The 19,829-nt window shown below is 69.0% G+C and carries 19 protein-coding genes and 1 riboswitch; of the genes, 13 read left to right on the plus strand and 6 right to left on the minus strand.

Going from position 1 to position 19,829, the window contains the following annotated elements; genetic code table 11:
• Positions 1–87: 87 nt before the first annotated feature.
• Both AB0Q90_RS07250 and AB0Q90_RS07255 read right to left on the minus strand, forming a co-directional pair.
• Complete coding sequence (locus AB0Q90_RS07250) at positions 88–1,584, minus strand: hypothetical protein (RefSeq protein ID WP_363158021.1); 1,497 nt, start codon at positions 1,582–1,584, stop codon at positions 88–90.
• Between the two features lie 94 nt (positions 1,585–1,678).
• A complete protein-coding gene (locus AB0Q90_RS07255) occupies positions 1,679–1,882 on the minus strand; it encodes a hypothetical protein (RefSeq protein ID WP_363158022.1) in 204 nt (67 codons plus the stop codon).
• Positions 1,883–2,014: 132 nt separating this feature from the next.
• Here AB0Q90_RS07255 and AB0Q90_RS07260 point away from each other — a divergent pair, with 132 nt between their 5' ends.
• Positions 2,015–2,989, plus strand: a complete 975-nt coding sequence (locus AB0Q90_RS07260; RefSeq protein WP_363158023.1) for a carbohydrate kinase family protein — start codon at positions 2,015–2,017, stop codon at positions 2,987–2,989.
• A gap of 7 nt (positions 2,990–2,996) precedes the next feature.
• Here the strand turns inward: AB0Q90_RS07260 and AB0Q90_RS07265 are convergent, their stop codons facing one another.
• Positions 2,997–4,373 carry an aminotransferase class V-fold PLP-dependent enzyme gene (locus AB0Q90_RS07265; RefSeq protein WP_363158024.1) on the minus strand — a complete coding sequence of 459 codons (1,377 nt, stop codon included), beginning with the start codon at positions 4,371–4,373 and terminating at the stop codon, positions 2,997–2,999.
• Between the two features lie 288 nt (positions 4,374–4,661).
• Between AB0Q90_RS07265 and coxB the strand changes: the two genes are divergently transcribed.
• The 4 genes from coxB to AB0Q90_RS07285 all read left to right on the plus strand — a co-directional run bounded on the left by coxB (position 4,662) and on the right by AB0Q90_RS07285 (position 9,143).
• Complete coding sequence (coxB, locus tag AB0Q90_RS07270) at positions 4,662–5,621, plus strand: cytochrome c oxidase subunit II (RefSeq protein WP_363158025.1); 960 nt, start codon at positions 4,662–4,664, stop codon at positions 5,619–5,621.
• Positions 5,618–7,354, plus strand: coding sequence for a cytochrome c oxidase subunit I (gene ctaD / locus AB0Q90_RS07275; RefSeq protein WP_363158026.1), 1,737 nt, complete (start codon positions 5,618–5,620; stop codon positions 7,352–7,354). Before coxB ends, ctaD begins: the two co-directional genes overlap by 4 nt.
• A complete protein-coding gene (locus tag AB0Q90_RS07280; RefSeq protein ID WP_363158027.1) occupies positions 7,351–7,749 on the plus strand; it encodes a cytochrome c oxidase subunit 4 in 399 nt (132 codons plus the stop codon). The genes ctaD and AB0Q90_RS07280 overlap by 4 nt, the downstream gene beginning before the upstream one ends.
• 131 nt (positions 7,750–7,880) lie before the next feature.
• A complete protein-coding gene (locus AB0Q90_RS07285; protein ID WP_363158028.1) occupies positions 7,881–9,143 on the plus strand; it encodes an Ig-like domain-containing protein in 1,263 nt (420 codons plus the stop codon).
• A gap of 126 nt (positions 9,144–9,269) precedes the next feature.
• Here the strand turns inward: AB0Q90_RS07285 and AB0Q90_RS07290 are convergent, their stop codons facing one another.
• On the minus strand, positions 9,270–9,671 hold the full coding sequence (locus AB0Q90_RS07290) for a hypothetical protein (protein WP_363158029.1): 402 nt from the start codon (positions 9,669–9,671) through the stop codon (positions 9,270–9,272).
• 146 nt (positions 9,672–9,817) lie between these two features.
• Here AB0Q90_RS07290 and AB0Q90_RS07295 point away from each other — a divergent pair, with 146 nt between their 5' ends.
• The 6 genes from AB0Q90_RS07295 (at position 9,818) to AB0Q90_RS07320 (ending at position 16,924) form a co-directional block, all read left to right on the plus strand.
• Positions 9,818–10,438, plus strand: coding sequence for a heme-copper oxidase subunit III (locus tag AB0Q90_RS07295; RefSeq protein ID WP_363158030.1), 621 nt, complete (start codon positions 9,818–9,820; stop codon positions 10,436–10,438).
• A gap of 92 nt (positions 10,439–10,530) precedes the next feature.
• Positions 10,531–11,343, plus strand: a complete 813-nt coding sequence (locus AB0Q90_RS07300; RefSeq protein ID WP_363158031.1) for a c-type cytochrome — start codon at positions 10,531–10,533, stop codon at positions 11,341–11,343.
• Positions 11,340–12,395 (plus strand): Rieske 2Fe-2S domain-containing protein, encoded by a 1,056-nt coding sequence (locus AB0Q90_RS07305; RefSeq protein WP_363158032.1) that lies wholly within the window; start codon positions 11,340–11,342, stop codon positions 12,393–12,395. Before AB0Q90_RS07300 ends, AB0Q90_RS07305 begins: the two co-directional genes overlap by 4 nt.
• A complete protein-coding gene (locus tag AB0Q90_RS07310) occupies positions 12,392–14,029 on the plus strand; it encodes a cytochrome bc complex cytochrome b subunit (protein ID WP_363158033.1) in 1,638 nt (545 codons plus the stop codon). Before AB0Q90_RS07305 ends, AB0Q90_RS07310 begins: the two co-directional genes overlap by 4 nt.
• Before the next feature lie 123 nt (positions 14,030–14,152).
• Positions 14,153–15,217, plus strand: coding sequence for an anthranilate phosphoribosyltransferase (gene trpD / locus AB0Q90_RS07315; protein WP_363158034.1), 1,065 nt, complete (start codon positions 14,153–14,155; stop codon positions 15,215–15,217).
• 75 nt (positions 15,218–15,292) lie between these two features.
• Positions 15,293–15,409, plus strand: a riboswitch (SAM riboswitch).
• A 153-nt stretch (positions 15,410–15,562) separates the two neighbouring features.
• The gene (locus AB0Q90_RS07320; RefSeq protein WP_363158035.1) at positions 15,563–16,924 is read left to right on the plus strand and encodes an aminotransferase class V-fold PLP-dependent enzyme; all 1,362 of its coding nucleotides are present in this window, start codon (positions 15,563–15,565) and stop codon (positions 16,922–16,924) included.
• 49 nt (positions 16,925–16,973) lie between these two features.
• Here AB0Q90_RS07320 and AB0Q90_RS07325 read toward each other — a convergent pair whose 3' ends face one another.
• Positions 16,974–17,255, minus strand: coding sequence for an Lrp/AsnC ligand binding domain-containing protein (locus AB0Q90_RS07325; RefSeq protein WP_188286244.1), 282 nt, complete (start codon positions 17,253–17,255; stop codon positions 16,974–16,976).
• The gene (locus AB0Q90_RS07330; RefSeq protein WP_363158036.1) at positions 17,252–17,986 is read right to left on the minus strand and encodes a rhomboid family intramembrane serine protease; all 735 of its coding nucleotides are present in this window, start codon (positions 17,984–17,986) and stop codon (positions 17,252–17,254) included. The genes AB0Q90_RS07325 and AB0Q90_RS07330 overlap by 4 nt, the downstream gene beginning before the upstream one ends.
• Positions 17,987–18,141: 155 nt before the next feature.
• Here AB0Q90_RS07330 and AB0Q90_RS07335 point away from each other — a divergent pair, with 155 nt between their 5' ends.
• Together AB0Q90_RS07335 and AB0Q90_RS07340 are read left to right on the plus strand one after the other, a co-directional pair.
• On the plus strand, positions 18,142–18,381 hold the full coding sequence (locus tag AB0Q90_RS07335) for a hypothetical protein (RefSeq protein ID WP_020939540.1): 240 nt from the start codon (positions 18,142–18,144) through the stop codon (positions 18,379–18,381).
• A 69-nt stretch (positions 18,382–18,450) separates the two neighbouring features.
• Positions 18,451–19,794 (plus strand): NYN domain-containing protein, encoded by a 1,344-nt coding sequence (locus AB0Q90_RS07340; protein ID WP_363158037.1) that lies wholly within the window; start codon positions 18,451–18,453, stop codon positions 19,792–19,794.
• The last annotated feature ends 35 nt before the right edge of the window (positions 19,795–19,829 follow it).

The following is a 19,829-nucleotide window of genomic DNA, read 5'->3' on the forward strand; positions in this document are numbered from 1 at the left end:
CGCCCCGAGGGGAGCCCACTTCCGCACGCCTGCCTCCAAGATCGCCGACCGCTGCATCCCACCGGCCGCACCACCCGGCGTCAAGGGCTAACGCGGCGAGGATGTCTCCGGCAGCCGTGCCCCTGCCTTCTCCAGCGGGACCGCCTTGCCGTCCGAGCCCACGACCTTCCGGTCACCGAGCGGCTCGTCCAGCTGCACCGTGCGGTGGAAGACCTTGGCGATCATGATGCAGATCTTGTCGGGGTACGGGGTCTCGGTCACCGTGACCGTCACCGCGTCCTTGCCCTCGCTCGCGGCCACGTCGTAGTCGGCGCACACCCCGCCGGTGAAGCTGACGGTCAGCTCCCGGCCCTCGGCGGTGTAGCCCTCCACCGGTACGTCCCGGGTGCTCGGCGCCGAGGTCGGCTCGTCGCCGGGACCGGTCGGCCGCGGGCTGGGCTGCCCGCTCGGGGTACCGGACGGCGTGGTCGACGCCAGGTACTTCGGGTCGATGGCCGGATGCGTCACCGTGAAGACGTCCTGCGCGCCCGGCGCCCGCACCTCGAACAGCCAGGACGGCACCAGCGCCTGCCGCGCGTCCACATAGTGCGAGGCCAGCCCGAACACGGCCTTCTCGACCGTGATGGTCTCCTTCTTCCCCGGCTCCCCGCACGAGGGCTCACCCTCCAGCGGTACGGGGCTGGCGCAACCGCCGATGCCCGCCTGCGGATCGTCCGCCGGCGCCGCGTTCATCAGCCCCAGCGTCTTCTCCGCGCTCAGCACCGGATACGTGTCACCCTTCACCGGCGCCTTCAGCTGGCCGCTGCCGCCGACCACCTCGCCCTGCGCGCTCACGCTCACCCCGGTCGTCCAGCCGTACGTGGGCAGCCCGCCGACCACCGGATCGGCGTTCACCACCCGCCGGGCGCCCATCACCTGGGTCGCGTCGAGCTTCGCGTCGTCCTGGCCCACCGCCTTCAGCACCGGCGCGGCGGCCTTCTTGGCGGCGGCCTCGCTCACCGGGTCACCGGTCGGACCGGCGGGCTTGTCCGAGCAGACGGTGGTGCTCTCGCAGGCGTCGGGGCCGGCGGCGTAGCGGTGGAAGGTCCAGGTGCCCGGCGCCTGCCGGTTCACCTGCAGACTCGGCCCGGAACCGTCCTTCGCCCCGATCCGCCAGGCCTGCCCCTGGAGCACCGGCGTCCCGGAGATGCCGAGCGCGTCGGCCAGCCGGGCCACCTCCGCCTCGGTGACCTCGCCCCGCGTCCGGTACACGGGAGCCGAACCGGGCCCCTCGGGAAGCTCGCCGTCGGCCCGGAAGGTGGCGCCGTACGGATTCGGCTCACCCGGCGCGATTCCGCCCGTGCCGCCCTCGGAGTAGCCGTCGAGCGCGAGCGGCGGGGGAGTGTCACCGCCGGGCGCCCCCGACGTCGTACCGTCGTCCGAGCCGCCGGAGGCAGTGGCGGCCAGGTAGGCCCCGCCACCGCCGACCAACAGGACCGCGGCCGCCACGGACGCGATGACCGCGGGGGAGCGGCGCCGGCCGGTACCGGCGCTCTTCTCGTCCGTCCCGACGGAATCGTCGTTGTCGGGTCGCTCGATGTTCACCGCATCGCTCCTAGGGTCGTATCCCGCATCCCCTCTACGGGGGACGGCGATGAGACGCGGCAGGGGAGCGCGCGGTTCCCGGAAAGGCGCTGTTTCAGTCGCCGTAGTCCGACATCGCGTCGAGCAGCCGGGCGGACCTCGGTGGCACGGTCACCCCGTGGATGAGCGACGGCGGGACCGGAAGGGGGGCCACCCGGTCGGGAGCCGCCCAGTGGGGAGCCATCCGGGCGCAGTCGCCGCGCAGCGACGCCAGGTCGCCGTCCAGCTCGGCCGGGCTGTGGACCTTGAGGTTCGTCATGACGGCACCGTATGCACGAAGAGGCCCGCGAAGAAAGATCTACTATCGGGTAGTTTTGGCCATTTCAGAGCGCCCGCAGACCCGGTAGCGTGAACTGTCAATCCAGTTTCTCCCCACAGGAGAGTCCTCGCCGTGCGCATCGCAGTCACCGGCTCCATCGCCACCGACCACCTCATGACCTTCCCCGGCCGCTTCGCCGACCAGTTCGTCGCGGACCAGCTGCACACGGTCTCGCTCTCCTTCCTGGTCGACAACCTGGACGTACGCCGGGGCGGCGTCGGCGCGAACATCGCCTTCGGCATGGGCCAGCTGGGCACCGAACCGCTGCTGGTCGGCGCCGCGGGCTTCGACTTCGACGAGTACCGGGCCTGGCTGGACCGGCACGGCGTCGACACCGACTCGGTGCGCATCTCCGAGACCCTGCACACCGCCCGCTTCGTGTGCACCACGGACTCCGACCACAACCAGATCGGCTCGTTCTACACCGGCGCCATGAGCGAGGCCCGGCTGATCGAGCTGAAGACCGTCGCGGACCGCGTCGGGGGCCTCGACCTGGTCCTGATCGGCGCCGACGACCCCGAGGCGATGCTCCGGCACACCGAGGAGTGCCGCTCCCGGTCCATCCCCTTCGCCGCCGACTTCTCCCAGCAGATCGCCCGGATGAACGGCGACGAGATCCGGATACTGCTGGAGGGCGCGACCTACCTCTTCTCCAACGAGTACGAGAAGGGCCTGATCGAGACCAAGACCGGCTGGAGCGACGCGGAGATCCTCGCCAAGGTCGGCCACCGCGTCACCACCCTCGGCTCGCGCGGCGTCCGTATCGAGCGGGTCGGCGAGGACCCGATCGAGGTCGGCTGCCCCGAGGAGGAGCGCAAGGCCGACCCCACCGGCGTCGGCGACGCCTTCCGCGCGGGCTTCCTGTCCGGCCTGGCCTGGGGCGTCCCGCTGGAGCGCGCCGCCCAGGTCGGCTGCATGCTGGCCACGCTCGTCATCGAGACGGTCGGCACACAGGAGTACCAGCTGCGCCGCGGCCACTTCATGGAGCGCTTCACCAAGGCCTACGGCGACGACGCCGCCGCCGAGGTCCAGGAGCACCTGGCGTAGGCGACGCCTATGAGACCCGGCGGACCAGGTAGGCAGTGCCCTGCTCCGCCGGTTCCTCTCCCACGTACTCCTGCCCCCGCATCTCGCACCACGCCGGGATGTCCAGCCGCGCCGCCTCGTCGTCCGAGAGCACCCGGACCAGACCGCCCACCGGCACATCGCCGATGACCTTCGCCAGCTCGATGACCGGAATCGGGCAGCGCTTGCCCAGGGAGTCCACGACCAGGACGTCGTCCTGTACGACGGTCTCGGCGACCGGCGCTCCCAGCTTCTCCCGGACCCCCGCCACCGCCCCCGGCAGCACCTGAAGGAACCGCTCCACGTCCTCCGCCACCGTCCCGAACGGCAGCGACACCCGCACGTTCCCCTCGCTCAGCACCCCCATCGCCTTGAGCACATGGCTGGGCGTCAGCGTGCTGCTCGTACAGGACGATCCGGACGAGACGGAGAAACCGGCGCGGTCCAGCTCGTGCAGCAGTGTCTCCCCGTCGACATAGAGACAGGAGAAGGTGACGATTCCGGGCAGCCTGCGCACCGGATCGCCGACCACCTCCACATCCGGCACCAGCCGCGGCACCCGCGTCCGGATCCGCTCCGTCAGCTCCCGCAGCCGCACCGCCTCCTGGGCCGCCTCCACCCGCACCGCCCGCAGCGAGGCCGCTGCCGCCACGATCGCCGGGATGTTCTCGAACCCGGCGGTCCGCCCCGACTCCCGCTCATCCACGGGCCCTTGGCTCGCAAACCGCACCCCCTTGCGCACGGCGAGCAGACCGACCCCGGAGGGCCCACCCCATTTGTGCGCACTTGCGGTCAGCAGGGACCAGTTCCCCTCCACCGGCCCCCACCCCAGCGACTGAGCGGCATCCACCAGCAACGGCACCCCGGCCGCCCGGCACACCTCGGCCACCTCCGCGACCGGCTGCTCGGTCCCCACCTCATGGTTGGCCGACTGCAGACACGCCAGCGCGGTGTCCTGCCGGAGCCCCTCCGCGTACGCCGAGGGCTCGACGGCTCCCGCTCGGCCGACGGCGACTTGGGTGACCGTACCGCCATTCCGCTCATGGACTTCGGCCGAATGGAGCACGGAGGAATGTTCAACCGCTGACACGATCAGGTGACGCCCGACGCGCCTGCGTCCGGCCAACGCCCCGGCGACAGCGGTGTGTACGGCCTGGGTGCCGGAGGAGGTGAAGGTCAGCTCGTCGGGACGGCATCCCACGGCCTCGGCAGCGGCTTCCCGAGCAGCATCCAGCAGCATCCGCGCCCGCCGCCCCTCCCGGTACAGCCGCGCAGGATCGGCCCACCCTTCGTCGAGGGAGGCCAACAGCGCCTGACGAGCAACGGGATGAAGAGGGGCAGCGGAAGCTGCGTCAAAGTAGGACACACCTCAACGCTAAAACGTCCGGCAGGGCGGCGGACCTGAGGGGCGCGGGACTGAGTCCATTTGCGGCTCCGCCGCGGGGCGCGACAAGCCACAAACAACCCGCAGCCGCCAAACAAGCGAACCACCCGAGTTACTAGGCCCCCCTCCTCGCGCGACCGCAAATCGCGTCGGCTAGGGTTTGGTCCGCATAAACATCCAAACCCCTGCCCGACGCAGGGCGGCGACCGACCAGCGAGAAGGCCAGGCCGCAGCCGAACAGCGCGGGCGAGACTCTCGGGAAGGCGCTACGTGAGTCCCAACGGCTCCGACCGCTCGCCGCGGCGCCCGATGCGGCGGAAGCTGCTGCAGGCACTGACCGCGGGCCTGGTCCTGGCGACCGCCACCGGTTGCACATACAAGGACTTCCCCCGCCTTGGTATGCCCACCCCGACCACGGAAGAGGCTCCGCGGATCCTCTCCCTGTGGCAGGGCTCCTGGGCTGCCGCGCTCGCCGTCGGCGTGCTGGTGTGGGGCCTGATCCTGTGGAGTGCCATCTTCCACCGGCGCAGCCGCACCAAGGTCGAGGTCCCTCCGCAGACCCGGTACAACATGCCGATCGAGGCGCTGTACACGGTGGTCCCGCTGATCATCGTCTCGGTGCTCTTCTACTTCACGGCCCGGGACGAGTCGAAGCTCCTTGAGCTCAAGGACAAGCCCGACGTGACCATCAACGTCGTCGGCTTCCAGTGGAGCTGGTGCTTCAACTACGTCGAGGGCGTCGACGGTTCCACCGGTGACGCCACCAAGGCCAAGGAACTGGACGCGATCCCGGACCGCTTCAAGGAAGACTTCCCGGCCAACGCCGGCGGCGTCTACGACTGCGGCACCCCCGGCACGCGCAACGAACAGACCGGCAACCCGGGCCCCACCCTGTGGCTGCCCGAGGGCAAGCGGGTCCGCTTCGTCCTGACCTCGCGTGACGTGATCCACTCCTTCTGGGTCGTGCCGTTCCTGATGAAGCAGGACGTCATCCCGGGCCACACCAACGCCTTCGAGGTGACCCCGAACCAGGAGGGCACCTTCCTGGGCAAGTGCGCCGAGCTCTGCGGCGTCGACCACTCGCGGATGCTGTTCAACGTGAAGGTCGTCTCCCAGGAGCGCTACGAGCAGCACCTCAAGGACCTCGTGAAGAAGGGGCAGACCGGTTACGTTCCCGCCGGCATCGCGCAGACGAGCCACGAGAAGAACCGGGAGACGAACAACCTGTGAGCATCCTCAACGAACCCCAGGGTGCCGCGGCAGCTGAGGACTCGTACGAGAACGAGCTGCCGGTCAGGCGCAAGCAGCCCGGCAACGTCGTGGTGAAGTGGCTGACGACCACCGACCACAAGACGATCGGAACGCTGTACCTCGTCACGTCGTTCGCGTTCTTCTGCATCGGTGGCCTCATGGCACTGCTGATGCGCGCGGAGCTGGCCCGTCCGGGCCTGCAGATGATGTCGAACGAGCAGTTCAACCAGGCGTTCACGATGCACGGCACGATCATGCTGCTGATGTTCGCGACGCCGCTGTTCGCCGGCTTCGCGAACTGGATCATGCCGCTCCAGATCGGTGCCCCCGACGTCGCCTTCCCGCGGCTGAACATGTTCGCCTACTGGCTGTACCTGTTCGGCTCGCTGATCGCGGTCGCCGGCTTCCTCACGCCGGACGGCGCGGCCGACTTCGGCTGGTTCGCCTACTCCCCGCTGTCGGACGCGGTCCGCAGCCCGGGCATCGGCGCCGACATGTGGATCATGGGTCTGGCCTTCTCCGGCTTCGGCACCATCCTCGGCTCGGTCAACTTCATCACCACGATCATCTGCATGCGCGCACCCGGCATGACGATGTTCCGTATGCCGATCTTCGTGTGGAACGTGCTGCTGACCGGTGTACTGGTCCTGCTCGCCTTCCCAGTCCTGGCCGCGGCGCTGTTCGCGCTGGAGGCGGACCGCAAGTTCGGCAGCCACATCTTCGACTCGTCCAACGGCGGCGCACTGCTGTGGCAGCACCTCTTCTGGTTCTTCGGCCACCCAGAGGTGTACATCATCGCCCTGCCGTTCTTCGGCATCGTCAGTGAGATCATCCCGGTCTTCTCCCGTAAGCCGATGTTCGGCTACATGGGTCTGATCGCGGCGACCATCGCGATCGCGGGTCTGTCCGTGACGGTGTGGGCCCACCACATGTACGTCACCGGCGGCGTCCTACTGCCGTTCTTCTCCTTCATGACGTTCCTCATCGCCGTGCCAACAGGCGTGAAGTTCTTCAACTGGATCGGAACGATGTGGAAGGGGTCGCTGAGTTTCGAGACCCCGATGCTCTGGGTGACCGGCTTCCTGGTCACCTTCACCTTCGGTGGTCTGACCGGTGTCATCCTGGCCTCGCCGCCGATGGACTTCCACGTCTCGGACTCGTACTTCGTGGTGGCGCACTTCCACTACGTGGTGTTCGGCACCGTGGTGTTCGCGATGTTCGCCGGCTTCCACTTCTGGTGGCCGAAGTTCACCGGCAAGATGCTCGACGAGCGTCTCGGCAAGATCACCTTCTGGACGCTGTTCGTCGGCTTCCACGGCACGTTCCTGGTCCAGCACTGGCTGGGTGCCGAGGGCATGCCGCGGCGTTACGCGGACTACCTCGCGGCCGACGGCTTCACCGCCCTGAACACGGTCTCGACGATCAGCTCGTTCGTGCTCGGCGCGTCGATCCTGCCGTTCTTCTACAACATCTGGAAGACCGCCAAGTACGGCAAGAAGATCGAGGTCGACGACCCGTGGGGCTACGGCCGCTCGCTGGAGTGGGCCACGTCCTGCCCGCCGCCCCGGCACAACTTCCTCACCCTGCCGCGGATTCGCAGTGAATCCCCGGCGTTCGACCTGCACCACCCTGAGATCGCAGCGCTCGACCAGCTGGAGAACGCGCCTCACGGCGAGAAGGCTCTGGCCGGTGGCAAGGAGGCCGGCAAGTGAAGGTCCAGGGCAGGATGTTCATCTGGCTGAGCGTCTTCATCCTCGCCATGGCGATCGTCTATGGCGTGTGGTCGAAGGAGCCGGCCGGTACCACGGCTCTCTTCCTGGCGTTCGGTCTGTCCATCATGATCGGCTTCTACCTGGGCTTCACGGCCCGGCGGGTGGACGCCGGTGCGCAGGACGACAAGAACGCGGACGTCGCGGACGACGCCGGCGAGGTCGGGTTCTTCAGCCCGCACAGCTGGCAGCCGCTGTCGCTGGCTCTCGGTGGTGCGCTCGCGTTCCTGTCGGTCGCGATCGGCTGGTGGCTGATGTACTTCGGCGCCCCGCTGATCCTCGTCGGCCTCTGGGGCTGGGTCTTCGAGTACTACCGCGGTGAGAACCGCACCCAGTAACACGCGAACAGCGTTCTGGAGCCCGGACACTCCGTCAGGAGCGTCCGGGCTCCCCCTTTTGCCGCAGTCGCGGTCCCCCGCAGGAGTGACCCACCGCGCCGGTGCTGACGAAGCTCCCTAGCGTGAAACGCATGAGCCACACTCCGCGCACCCGCACCGTCCTCAGCTGCACGCTGCTGGTGATCGCGCTCAGCGCGAGCGTCACCGCATGCGGCAGCGACGGCCACCCGCTGTCCGCCGCGCCGTTCGACGCGGCGGACCAGATCTCCTTCAACGGCCCCACGGGCGACGGGAAGAAGGCCGACCCGGACAAGCCCCTGGAGGTCACCGCCGACAGCTCCGACGGACGCATCACGGACGTCACGGCCGTGGACGCCACAGGCCGCTACGTGGCGGGCGAACTCGACGCCGACGGGGGTCGCTGGCACAGCACCTCTCCGCTGGCCGCCAACGCCCGCTACACGGTCCGTGTGTCCACGGAGGACGAGGACGGCGCCCCCGGCCGCAAGGTCCTCACCCTCGACACCGGCAAGCCGCTCACCAAGAAGCGACTGAACGTCACCTTCAGCCCCAAGGCGGGCAAGTACGGCGTCGGCCAGCCCATCACCGCCGAACTGAGCAGGCCCGTCAAGGACAGGGCACAGCGGGCCGTCGTGGAGCGCGCCCTCAAGGTCGACTCCATGCCCGCCGTGGACGGCGCCTGGCACTGGGTGGACGACAAGAAACTCCACTACCGGCCCAAGGAGTACTGGCCCACCAAGGCCACCATCCAGGTCCGCAGCAACCTGCAGGGCATCAAGATCAGCGACCGGCTGTGGGGCGGCAGGGCCAAGCCCCTGAAGATCACGACGGGCGACCGCGTCATCGCCGTGACCGACGCGTCGTCCCATTGGATGACCGTCTACAAGAACGGCGAGGAGATCAACTCCATGCCGGTCACCACCGGCAAGCCCGGCTTCGAGACCCGCAACGGCGTCAAGGTGGTGCTGGGCAAGGAGTACTTCGTACGGATGCGCGGCACCAGCATCGGCATCGCCGAGGGCTCCTCGGAGTCGTACGACCTGCCCGTCTACTACGCGACCCGGGTCACCTGGAGCGGCGAGTACGTGCACGCCGCCCCCTGGTCCGTCGGCTCCCAGGGCTCCGCCAACGTCAGCCACGGCTGCACCGGCATGAGCACCGGCAACGCCGAGTGGTTCTTCGACAACGTCCGCGAGGGCGACCTCGTCAAGGTCGTCAACTCCTACGGCGACACGATGGAACCGTTCGGCAACGGCTTCGGCGACTGGAACCTCGCCTGGAAGAAGTGGCGCAAGGGCAGCGCCCTGGTGGGCGGCACACCGGAGGGCCCCCGCCCGGAGGAAAGGGCCCGACTGCGTCCGGAGAGCGTGTGACAGGCGTCAGGGACAGCGCGCCCAGGGGCGCGGGGCTGTATCGACATGCGGCTCCGCCGCGTGGGCGCGAACGGCCACAAACGGCCCGCAGCCGCCCGCACACAGCAGCCCCCGAACTCCTAACTCCTAGGCGCTCTGCAGCCTCTTCGTCCGCAGCAGAGCCGCCAGCGCCGCCGCGAACTCCACCGGATCCACAGGCAACGTCACCGCCGCCTCCGCCCGGCTCCACGTGGCCAGCCACGCGTCCTGCGGCCGCCCGATCAGCAGCAGCACCGGCGGACAGTTGAACACCTCGTCCTTGATCTGCCGGCACACCCCCATGCCCCCCATGGGCACGGCCTCGCCGTCCAGCACACAGACGTCGATCCCGCCCTTGTCCAGCTCCTTCAGCACCGCCGCAGGCGTCGCGCACTCCACGAACTCGACCAGCGGCACATCAGGAGCCGGCCGCCTGCCGGAGGCAAGCCGCACCTGCTCGCGGGTGTTGGAGTCGTCGCTGTAGACCAGCACCGTGGCGGTCGGCTGCATTGTTCCTCCGTGACGTCAGCGTCGTTAAGGACAGGCCCGTTGGGGCGGATGCTACTCCCATGAACACCACGTCAACACCGGTATGGAGCAGGGAGACACTCCGAACGGCACCCCCCGGAGTGAGGGCGGGATAAGCGACCGACATAATGTCGGTCGTGGCGACAGCAACGACAGTAGAAACCGGGCACGCGCACCCGTCGGTCAACCGACCGAACCTCACCAGCGTCGGAACCATCATTTGGCTGAGTTCCGAGCTGATGTTCTTCGCGGCCCTCTTCGCGATGTACTTCACCCTCCGATCGGTGACCGGTCCAGACTTCTGGAAGGAGAAGGCGGACTTCCTGAACTTCCCCTTCTCCGCGACCAACACCACGATCCTGGTGCTCTCCTCCCTGACCTGCCAGCTCGGCGTCTTCGCCGCCGAGCGCGGTGACGTGAAGAAGCTCCGGATGTGGTTCATCGTCACCTTCGTGATGGGTGCGATCTTCATCGGCGGCCAGGTCTACGAGTACACCGAGCTGGTGAAGCACGAGGGCCTCTCGCTCTCCTCCGACCCGTACGGCTCGGTCTTCTACCTGACCACCGGCTTCCACGGCCTGCACGTGACGGGTGGCCTCATCGCCTTCCTGTTCGTTCTTGGCCGCACCTACGCGGCCAAGAGGTTCACTCACGAGCAGGCGACCGCCGCGATCGTCGTGTCCTACTACTGGCACTTCGTCGATGTCGTCTGGATCGGCCTCTTTGCCACGATCTACATGATCAAGTAGCCGGGCCCGCTCCCGCGCGCTGCGAGCACACGAGCAAGCAAGCGCACATCCCAGAAGCATCGACGCAGAAGATCCTGACACCGGGGTAATCCGTGAAAAAGCTCTCCGCACGACGACGCCATCCGCTGGCGGCGGTCGTCGTCCTACTCCTCGCGCTGGCGGCCACTGGGGGGCTGTACGCCTTTGTCGCGCCCACGGGCAAGGCGCAGGCAGACGAAACCGCCCAGTCTCTCGCCATCGACGAGGGTAAGAAGCTCTACGCCGTAGGCTGCGCCAGCTGCCACGGAACCGGCGGTCAGGGCTCCTCCGACGGTCCGAGCCTGGTGGGCGTCGGCGCCGCGGCCGTCGACTTCCAGGTGGGCACCGGCCGCATGCCGGCCGCGACCTCCCAGGGCGCCCAGGCGCCGCGGAAGAAGGTCGTCTACACCCAGGCCGAGATCGACCAGCTCGCGGCGTACATCGCCTCGCTGGGCGCCGGTCCGTCCATCCCGACCGAGGCCGAGTACGCCCCCGAGGGTGCCGACATCGCCAAGGGTGGCGAGCTGTTCCGCACGAACTGCGCGCAGTGCCACAACTTCACCGGCAAGGGTGGTGCGCTGACGCACGGCAAGTTCGCGCCGACCCTTGAGGGCGTGGACCCGAAGCACATCTACGAGGCCATGCAGACCGGCCCGCAGAACATGCCTTCCTTCCCCGACACCACGCTGTCGGAGCAGAACAAGAAGGACATCATCGCGTACCTCGACGCGGTCAACAGCGACGACACCGAGAGCCCCGGTGGTCTTGAGCTGGGCGGACTCGGTCCGGTCAGTGAGGGCCTGTTCGCGTGGGTCTTCGGACTCGGCGCGCTGATCGCGGTCGCCGTCTGGGTTGCCGCTCGGACCGCAAAGGCCAAGAAGTCATGAGTAGCCAAGACATTCCAGAAGAGAACCTGCCCGCAGAGCAGGACGCACACGGCGCGGTGAGCGTCGCGGACGACAAGGACCCGTTCGCGGACCCCGGCCTGCCGCCCCACGAGCACCGGATCCAGGACATCGACGAGCGGGCCGCCAAGCGGTCCGAGCGCTCGGTCGCCTTCCTGTTCACGGTCTCGATGCTGGCCACCGTCGGCTTCATCGCCTCCTACGTGGGGATCGACGCCGACAAGTCGGTCTACATCTTCCCGCTGGGTCACATCAGCGCGCTGAACTTCGCGCTGGGCATGACGCTGGGCATCTCGCTGTTCTGCATCGGCGCGGGCGCGGTCCACTGGGCCCGCACCCTGATGTCGGACGTGGAGATCGCCGACGAGCGGCACCCGATCGAGGCTCCGCCCGAGGTCAAGGCCAAGGTTCTGGCCGACTTCGCGGACGGCGCCAAGGAGTCCGCGCTCGGCCGCCGCAAGCTGATCCGCAACACGATGTTCGGCGCGCTGGCCCTGTTCCCGCTCTCCGGTGTCGTCCTGCTGCGCGACCTCGGCCCGCTGCCCGAGGACAAGCTGCGCCACACCCTGTGGGCCAAGGGCAAGTTGCTCGTCAACATGAACACCAACGAGCCGCTGCGTCCTTCGGACGTCGCGGTCGGCTCCCTCACCTTCGCCAAGCCGGAGGGCCTGGAGGAGCACGACCACGACTTCCAGAAGGAAATCGCCAAGGCGGCCCTGATGATCGTCCGGATCCAGCCGGACAACATCAAGGACAAGCAAGAGCTTGAGTGGTCGCACGAGGGCATCGTGGCGTACTCGAAGATCTGCACCCACGTCGGTTGCCCGATCTCGCTGTACGAGCAGCAGACGCACCACGCGCTCTGCCCCTGCCACCAGTCCACCTTCGACCTCGCCGACGGTGCCCGAGTGATCTTCGGCCCGGCCGGTCACGCCCTGCCGCAGCTGCGCATCGGCGTGAACGACGAGGGCTACCTTGAGGCGCTCGGCGACTTCGACGAGCCCGTTGGTCCTGCTTTCTGGGAGCGCGGATGAGCACTACGACGACCCCCGAGTCCCGCTCTCGCGGGAAGGCACCGGCCGGCGAGCGCGTCGCCGACTGGGCCGACGGCCGGCTGGGGATCTACTCCCTGGCCAAGGCCAACATGCGCAAGATCTTCCCCGACCACTGGTCGTTCATGCTGGGCGAGGTCTGCCTCTACAGCTTCATCATCATCATCCTCACGGGTGTGTACCTGACGCTGTTCTTCCACCCGTCGATGAACGAGGTGGAGTACCACGGCAGCTACGTCCCGCTGCAGGGCCAGCTGATGTCCGAGGCGTTCAACTCGACCATGCACATCTCCTTCGATGTGCGCGGTGGTCTGCTGATCCGGCAGATCCACCACTGGGCGGCGCTGATCTTCCTCGCCGGCATGTTCGTGCACATGATGCGCGTGTTCTTCACGGGTGCGTTCCGCAAGCCGCGTGAGGTCAACTGGCTGTTCGGCTTCCTGCTGTTCGTCCTGGGCATGTTCACCGGCTTCACCGGTTACTCGCTCCCGGACGACCTGCTCTCCGGCACCGGTGTCCGCTTCATGGAGGGCGCGGTCCTGTCCGTGCCGATCGTCGGCACGTACCTGTCGTTCTTCCTCTTCGGCGGAGAGTTCCCGGGCGGCGACTTCGTGGCCCGCTTCTACTCGGTCCACGTCCTGCTGCTGCCGGGCATCATGCTCGGTCTGGTGGTCGCCCACCTGATCCTGGTCTTCTACCACAAGCACACGCAGTACGCGGGCCCCGGCAAGACGAACAACAACGTCGTCGGCATGCCGCTGCTGCCGGTGTACATGGCCAAGGCCGGCGGCTTCTTCTTCCTGGTCTTCGGTGTCATCGCGGTCATCTCCGCGATCGCCACGATCAACCCGATCTGGTCCATGGGCCCCTACCGTCCGGACCAGGTGTCGACCGGCGCCCAGCCCGACTGGTACATGGGCTTCTCCGAGGGCCTGATCCGTGTCATGCCGGGCTGGGAGGTCAACTTCTGGGGTCACACGCTCGTCCTGGGTGTGTTCATCCCGCTGATGATCTTCCCGCTGGTCCTGGTCGCGATCGCGGTCTACCCGTTCATCGAGTCCTGGGTCACCGGCGACAAGCGCGAGCACCACATCCTGGACCGCCCGCGCAACGCGCCGACCCGTACGGCCTTCGGTGTCGCCTGGATCACCTGGTACATGGTGCTGCTGATCGGTGGTGGAAACGACCTCTGGGCCACCCACTTCCACCTGTCGATCAACGCCATCACCTGGTTCGTCCGGATCGCGTTCTTCGTCGCGCCCGTCATCGCGTTCATCGTCACCAAGCGGATCTGCCTCGGCCTCCAGCGCCGCGACAAGGACAAGGTGCTGCACGGCCGCGAGTCGGGCATCATCAAGCGCCTGCCGCACGGTGAGTTCATCGAGGTGCACGAGCCGCTCAGCCAGGAGCAGCTGCACACGCTCACCGCGCACGAGCAGTACAAGCCGGCCGAGATCGGCCCGACGGTCGACGAGAACGGTGTCGAGCGCAAGGTGAAGGGCTCCCAGAAGCTGCGCGCCAAGCTCAGCGAGGCGTACTACGGCGAGGAGTCCCAGATTCCGAAGCCGACCGTCGAGGAGTACAAGGAGATCACGAGCGGCCACGGCCACCACTGATCGCTGCGGCGTCGCCACGCCGGCCAAAGGGCCCCGTCCGGTCTTCGGACGGGGCCCTTTGCCATGCCTTCCGGCTGGATAGGGTGGGGTCCACAGTCATCTACGACACCCAGGAGCGGCCTTATGAGCGCTGTGACCCCCGCTGGAGGCGACACCGCGGCGGGCCGTTCCTGGCCCGACGTCCTCAGCGCCCTGCTCGCCGGACGGGACCTGAGCGCCGGCGACACGGCGTGGGCCATGAACCGCTTCATGAGCGGCGAGGCGACGGACGCCCAGATCGCCGGCTTCATGGTGGCGCTGCGGGCCAAGGGAGAGACCGTCGAGGAGATCAACGGTCTCGTCGAGGCGATGTACGCGCACGCGCAGCCGCTGGACATCCCGGGGCCGGCCGTCGACATCGTCGGCACGGGCGGCGACCGGGCCAGGACGGTCAACATCTCGACCATGTCGGCCATCGTGATCGCGGGCACCGGGGCGAAGGTCGTCAAGCACGGCAACCGGGCGTCGTCCTCGGCGAGCGGCTCGTCGGACGTGCTGGAGAAGCTCGGCATCAACCTGGACCTGTCGCCCGAGCGGGTGGCGCAGGTGGTGGACCAGGCCGGGATCACCTTCTGCTTCGCGGCCAAGTTCCACCCCTCGATGCGGTTCGTCGGCGCGGTCCGCCGGGACCTGGGGATTCCGACCTCGTTCAACCTCCTCGGCCCGCTGACCAACCCCGCCCGGGTCACCTCCTCGGCGATCGGCTGCTTCGACACCCGTATGGCCGGGCTGATGGCCGGTGTGCTGGCCGAGCGCGGCTCGTCCGCACTGGTGTTCCGCGGCGACGACGGGCTCGACGAGCTGACGACCACGGCCACCTCCCGGGTGTGGATCGTCCGCGACGGCAAGGTCACCGAGGAGGCCTTCGACCCGCGGGAGGTCGGCATCGAGCTGGTCCCGGTCGAGGCTCTGCGGGGCGCGGACGCGTCGTACAACGCGGAGGTCGCCCGGCGGCTCCTGGACGGCGAGACCGGCCCCGTGCGCGAGGCGGTGCTGCTGAACTCGGCGGCGGCGCTGGTGGCCCTGAACCCGACCGAGGCCCCCCTGACGGACCAGATCCGCGCCGGGATGGCGAGGGCCGCGGAGTCCATCGACTCGGGGGCGGCGAAGCGGACGCTGGAGCGCTGGGTGGCGGCCAGCAACGCGTAGGTTCCGTGCCGGGATGTCCCGCGATCCGGACACGGGTTGCGGGACATCGATCACTTCACGTACGTTCCTGTACCAGGTCATGAGTGACAGTCATGAGGCCCCGGCCGACTGTCCGGCAACCCTCCGTCCGTGGCGGGGTGCCCCGGGTGAAGACCAGGCCGTAGCCACAAAGGCTTACGGCAAGCGCGGACCCCTCGCGTCACCAGGGGTCCTGGTCGTCGAGGAGTCTTCCGTGAGCAAGCGAATGCGATAGGGCCGCAGAGCCCCGCCTCCGCATCCCCTTTTCTCCGCTTTTCCCGCATGCCGTTGCCTGCTGCCGGCATGCCCTCTCACGGGAGTTCCGTCATGTCTGTCTCCAGCGTTGCCGCCGACCAGTCCGTTTGTGCCCCCCTGGCCGTTCTGGGCCGGGATGTCACGGTCCCGCTCGTCACCGGCGGCGAGGTCACCTACGCGGCCCTCGACTACGCCGCCAGCGCCCCCGCCCTCCAGCGGGTCTGGGACGACGTGGCGGCCTACGCGCCGTACTACGGCAGCGTCCACCGGGGCGCCGGATACCTCTCCCAGCTGTCCACGGACCTCTTCGAGAACGCCCGCAGGACCGTCGCCGAGTTTCTCGACTGCCGCGCCGACGACCAGCTGATCTTCACGCGCTCCACCACCGACTCGCTGAACCTGCTGGCCGCGGCCCTCCCTGCCGACTGCCAGGTCTTCGTCTTCGAGACCGAGCACCACGCCTCGCTGCTGCCCTGGCAGGACGCGAAGGTCACCTACCTCAACGCCCCGCGCACCCCGCAGCAGGCCGTGGCCACCCTGGAGCGCGCCCTCGCCGACCGCGACCCCTACGGCCCGGCCCTGGTCTGCGTCACCGGCGCCTCGAACGTCACCGGCGAGCTGTGGCCCGTACGGGAACTCGCCGCCGCCGCCCATGCGCACGGCGCCCGGATCGTCCTCGACGCCGCCCAGCTCGCCCCGCACCACCCGGTGTCCGTCCAGGATCTCGACGTCGACTGGGTCGCCTTCTCCGGCCACAAGCTCTACGCCCCCTTCGGCTCTGGCGTACTGGCCGGCCGCGCCGACTGGCTGCGCGCGGCCGACCCCTACCTCGCGGGCGGCGGCGCCAGCCGCAAGGTCACCCGGCGCGAGGACGGGGGAGTGGCCGTGGAGTGGCACGAGAGCGCGGCGCGGCACGAGGCCGGGTCGCCGAACGTCATCGGTGTCTACTCCATCGCGTCGGCCTGCAAGGCGCTGACGGAGGCGGGCTTCGACACCCTGGTCGCCCGTGAGCAGCACCTGATCGAGAAGGTCCGGGCGGGCCTCGCCGAGGTCCCGGAGGTGCGTGTCCTCTCCCTGTTCGGCGACGACGCCCCGCGGGTCGGCGTGATCTCCTTCGTCGTCGAGGGCTGGAACAGCTCCCACTTCGCCGCCGCGCTCTCCGCCGAGTACGGCATCGGCGTCCGCGACGGTCTGTTCTGCGCCCACCCGCTGGTCCGCACCCTGCTGGGCAGCGACCCGCAGACGCAGGGTGAGTGCGGTGCCCCCGAGGCGGCGCCCGGCGAGAAGTCCCTCAACGCGATCCGGGTCAGCTTCGGCGCGGGTACGCCGGACGAGCACGTCGAGCGGTTCGTGAACGCCGTGCGCGAACTCGTCACCGACGGCGCGAAGTGGAACTACCGCACGGAGGACGGGCGTTGCGTCCCGGCGGTCTGAAGCGGATCGGGGGTGTGCGGCGGTCGCCGCACACCCCCGATCCCGTGTCCTAGCTGTCCAGGCCGAGCGCGAACGCCGCCTCCAGGTCGTGCTGCGAGTACGTCCGGAACGCCACGTGCGTGTCCGTGCCCTCCACGCCGGGGATCTTGCTGATCCGGCCGGGGATGACCTCGGCGAGGTCCTCGTGCTGCTTCACCCGGACCATCGCGATCAGGTCGTAGGTACCGGTGACGGAGAAGACCTCGCTCACGCTGTCCAGCGAAGCGATCTGCTCCGCGATCTCGGGGATCCGGTCCACGCTGGTCTTGATGAGGACGATCGCGGTGATCACGGCTGGTTCTCTCCCTCGGGGGCCGGCGTCGCTGGGGTGGCCTTCACTCTAGTCGTACGGCCGAACCGCACCCAGGCGAAGCAGAGGCCCAGGCCGAAGCCCACGAGGTGCGCCAGATAGGCCACCCCCGGCCCGCTCGCCGCCCGCCCCGCCGCCAGCCACTGCAGGGCCGCCCAGAACGGCAGCACGATCCACGCCGGGAAGCGCAGCGGCAGGAAGAACAGGAACGGCAGCAGGCTGGTCACCCGGGCCCGTGGGAACAGCGCCAGGAACGCCCCGAGGACCGCGGAGATCGCGCCGGACGCGCCGACCAGGGACTGCTCGGAGTCGGCGTTGGCGGCCGCGTAGCCCAGCAGGGCGAGATAGCCGCAGCCCAGATAGAACAGGGTGAACTGGACGCGGCCCATCCGTTCCTCGGTGAGCACGCCGAAGACGTAGAGAAACAGCATGTTGCCCAGCAGGTGCACCCAGCTGCCGTGGACGAAGAGGGCCGTGGCCGGGGTCAGGGCGGCGCGGGCCGAGCCTTCGAACAGTTCGGCCGGGACCACGCCCCAGCGGCGGAAATAGGCGCGCTGCGCGGCGAGCAGTTCGTCGCCGGTGCCGTACACCGGATTGAGGCCCGAGGCGGGGCCGATCAGGAAGATCAGCGAGCACAGGGCGATCAGTCCGTATGTCACCGGCGAAGGCGTCCGGACCGCTCTGCCGACCGTTGTGCTCCAGTTGCTGATCATGAACACAGAGCATGACGTAACAGGATGGAATAGAACAGACTGCCTCGCCGCCGTGGACGCCCGAGCGGCGAGTCCCCGCCAGGCCGTAGGGTTACGAGCCACACGCACCGGGGACACCGGTGAGTCACCGACACTGGAAGGAAAGAACAGTCGCGATGACGGTTCCCCTGCCGACCGCCACCACGCGGTGGCGCTGCACCCTCTGCGGCAACCTCACCCGCTTCGACGTGACGCGTTCGTCGAAGGTCGTCGAGTACGTCCACCTCGACCTGGCCGGCGAGCCGAACGTGGAGGAGCGCGAGGTGGTCAGTGAGACCATCGAGTCGGTCCGCTGCCGCTGGTGCAATGCCGTGGACCAGGTGGAACTCGTGGACAGGCCGGGCGCCGGCTCCTGATCGGGAGCGGGCCCCGCACAGGCGATCCCCCCTGCCGGGGGATCCGCACAGGTATTGGGGTGACGACGGATGGTGGAGACCGCAGGCGGGGGGCCGGGCGACGGCGCCGCCGAGGTGCTCGACCGTCCGCTGCCCGATGGAGTGCGCCGCCGGGTCGTACAGATCGTCTCCGACGGCTTCGGTGGGCTGACCGTCGGTGAACTCCCGGCCCAGCTACGGCAGTACGCCCGTTTTGCTCCGAACCGGCGGGCCAAGTTCGCCGGTAACGCGATGGCTGCCGCGCTGGAGACCGATCCGCTGTTCCGGCAGCGCATCGGGGAGAAGCTGAGAGAGGCCCAGCCGGAACTCACCGGCGCCCTCGACTCGGGCTCGCCGCCCCCGGCCGCGGATCCGCTGGACGTCGCGGCCGCGGCCTACGTACTGCGGCCCACCGGCTGGGTGAAGCTCGTGACCGCGGCCGGCGAGGAGGCCCAGCGGGTCGACGCCGAGCGCGCCGACGAGGAGAGCCGGGCCGAGCTGGAGCGGCTGCGCGGCGAACTCGCCCTGGCCCGGGAGCTGACCCGGGCGGAGACCGAGCGGCTGCGCGCCGAACTGGAGACGGCCAAGAAGGAAGCCGAATCGCTTCACCGCAAGCTGCGCGCCGCTCTCAGCGATGTCAAGCGTGGTGAGGCGGCGCTGCGCAAGGTGCACGTCGAGACCGAGGCCCTGCGTGCCGAGGCGCATGCGCAGGTGTCCGCCGCCGAGAGCGAGACCCGGCGGCTGAAGGGGCGGCTCGGCGAGGCCGAGGCCGCTCTGGAGGCCACCCGCCGGGCCGCGCGCGAGGGCCGCAGCGTCGAGGACATGCGGGTCCGGCTGCTGCTGGACACCCTGCTGGACGCCGCCCAAGGGCTGCGCCGGGAGCTGGCGTTGCCGCCGGTGTCGGTGCGTCCGGCGGAGACCGTGGATGCGGTCGAACCGGGACGTATGACGCCGAAGGACATCGCCGCGCGGGCGCTGTCCGAGAACGACCCCGCGATTCTCGACCAGTTGCTCGCCCTGCCCCAGGCGCATCTGGTCGTCGACGGCTACAACGTCACCAAGACCGGCTATCCGCAGATGCCGTTGGAGAAGCAGCGCCTCAGGCTGCTCGGGCAGCTCTCGCAGCTGGCCGCGCAGACCGGCGCCGAGGTGACGTGTGTCTTCGACGGCGCCGAACTGGCCGCGCCGGTGCTGCTCGCGCCGCCGCGCGGGGTCCGTGTGCTGTTCTCCAAGCCCGGTGTCACGGCGGACGAACTGATCCGTCAGCTGGTGCGCGCCGAGCCGCCCGGCCGGCCGGTCATCGTCGCCTCGACCGACCGCGAGGTGGCCGACGGGGTCGCCAAGGCGGGCGCCCGGCCGGTGGCTTCTGCGGTGCTTCTCAAGCGCCTGTCCTGAAGGTCAACGTACAGACGCATTGCCCGAATTGACGG

Source organism: Streptomyces sp. NPDC079141 (genome assembly GCF_040686775.1).
In the GTDB taxonomy this organism is placed as follows: domain Bacteria; phylum Actinomycetota; class Actinomycetes; order Streptomycetales; family Streptomycetaceae; genus Streptomyces.

Coding starts and splice junctions, on each gene's coding strand:
- AB0Q90_RS07335 (WP_020939540.1), top strand. CDS start 18,142: ATGACGGTTCCCCTGCCGACCGCCACCACGCGGTGGCGCTGCACCCTC.
- AB0Q90_RS07320 (WP_363158035.1), top strand. CDS start 15,563: ATGTCTGTCTCCAGCGTTGCCGCCGACCAGTCCGTTTGTGCCCCCCTG.
- AB0Q90_RS07340 (WP_363158037.1), top strand. CDS start 18,451: ATGGTGGAGACCGCAGGCGGGGGGCCGGGCGACGGCGCCGCCGAGGTG.
- AB0Q90_RS07285 (WP_363158028.1), top strand. CDS start 7,881: ATGAGCCACACTCCGCGCACCCGCACCGTCCTCAGCTGCACGCTGCTG.
- AB0Q90_RS07330 (WP_363158036.1), bottom strand. CDS start 17,986: ATGATCAGCAACTGGAGCACAACGGTCGGCAGAGCGGTCCGGACGCCT.
- AB0Q90_RS07310 (WP_363158033.1), top strand. CDS start 12,392: ATGAGCACTACGACGACCCCCGAGTCCCGCTCTCGCGGGAAGGCACCG.
- AB0Q90_RS07305 (WP_363158032.1), top strand. CDS start 11,340: ATGAGTAGCCAAGACATTCCAGAAGAGAACCTGCCCGCAGAGCAGGAC.
- AB0Q90_RS07255 (WP_363158022.1), bottom strand. CDS start 1,882: ATGACGAACCTCAAGGTCCACAGCCCGGCCGAGCTGGACGGCGACCTG.
- AB0Q90_RS07295 (WP_363158030.1), top strand. CDS start 9,818: ATGTCGGTCGTGGCGACAGCAACGACAGTAGAAACCGGGCACGCGCAC.
- trpD (WP_363158034.1), top strand. CDS start 14,153: ATGAGCGCTGTGACCCCCGCTGGAGGCGACACCGCGGCGGGCCGTTCC.
- AB0Q90_RS07290 (WP_363158029.1), bottom strand. CDS start 9,671: ATGCAGCCGACCGCCACGGTGCTGGTCTACAGCGACGACTCCAACACC.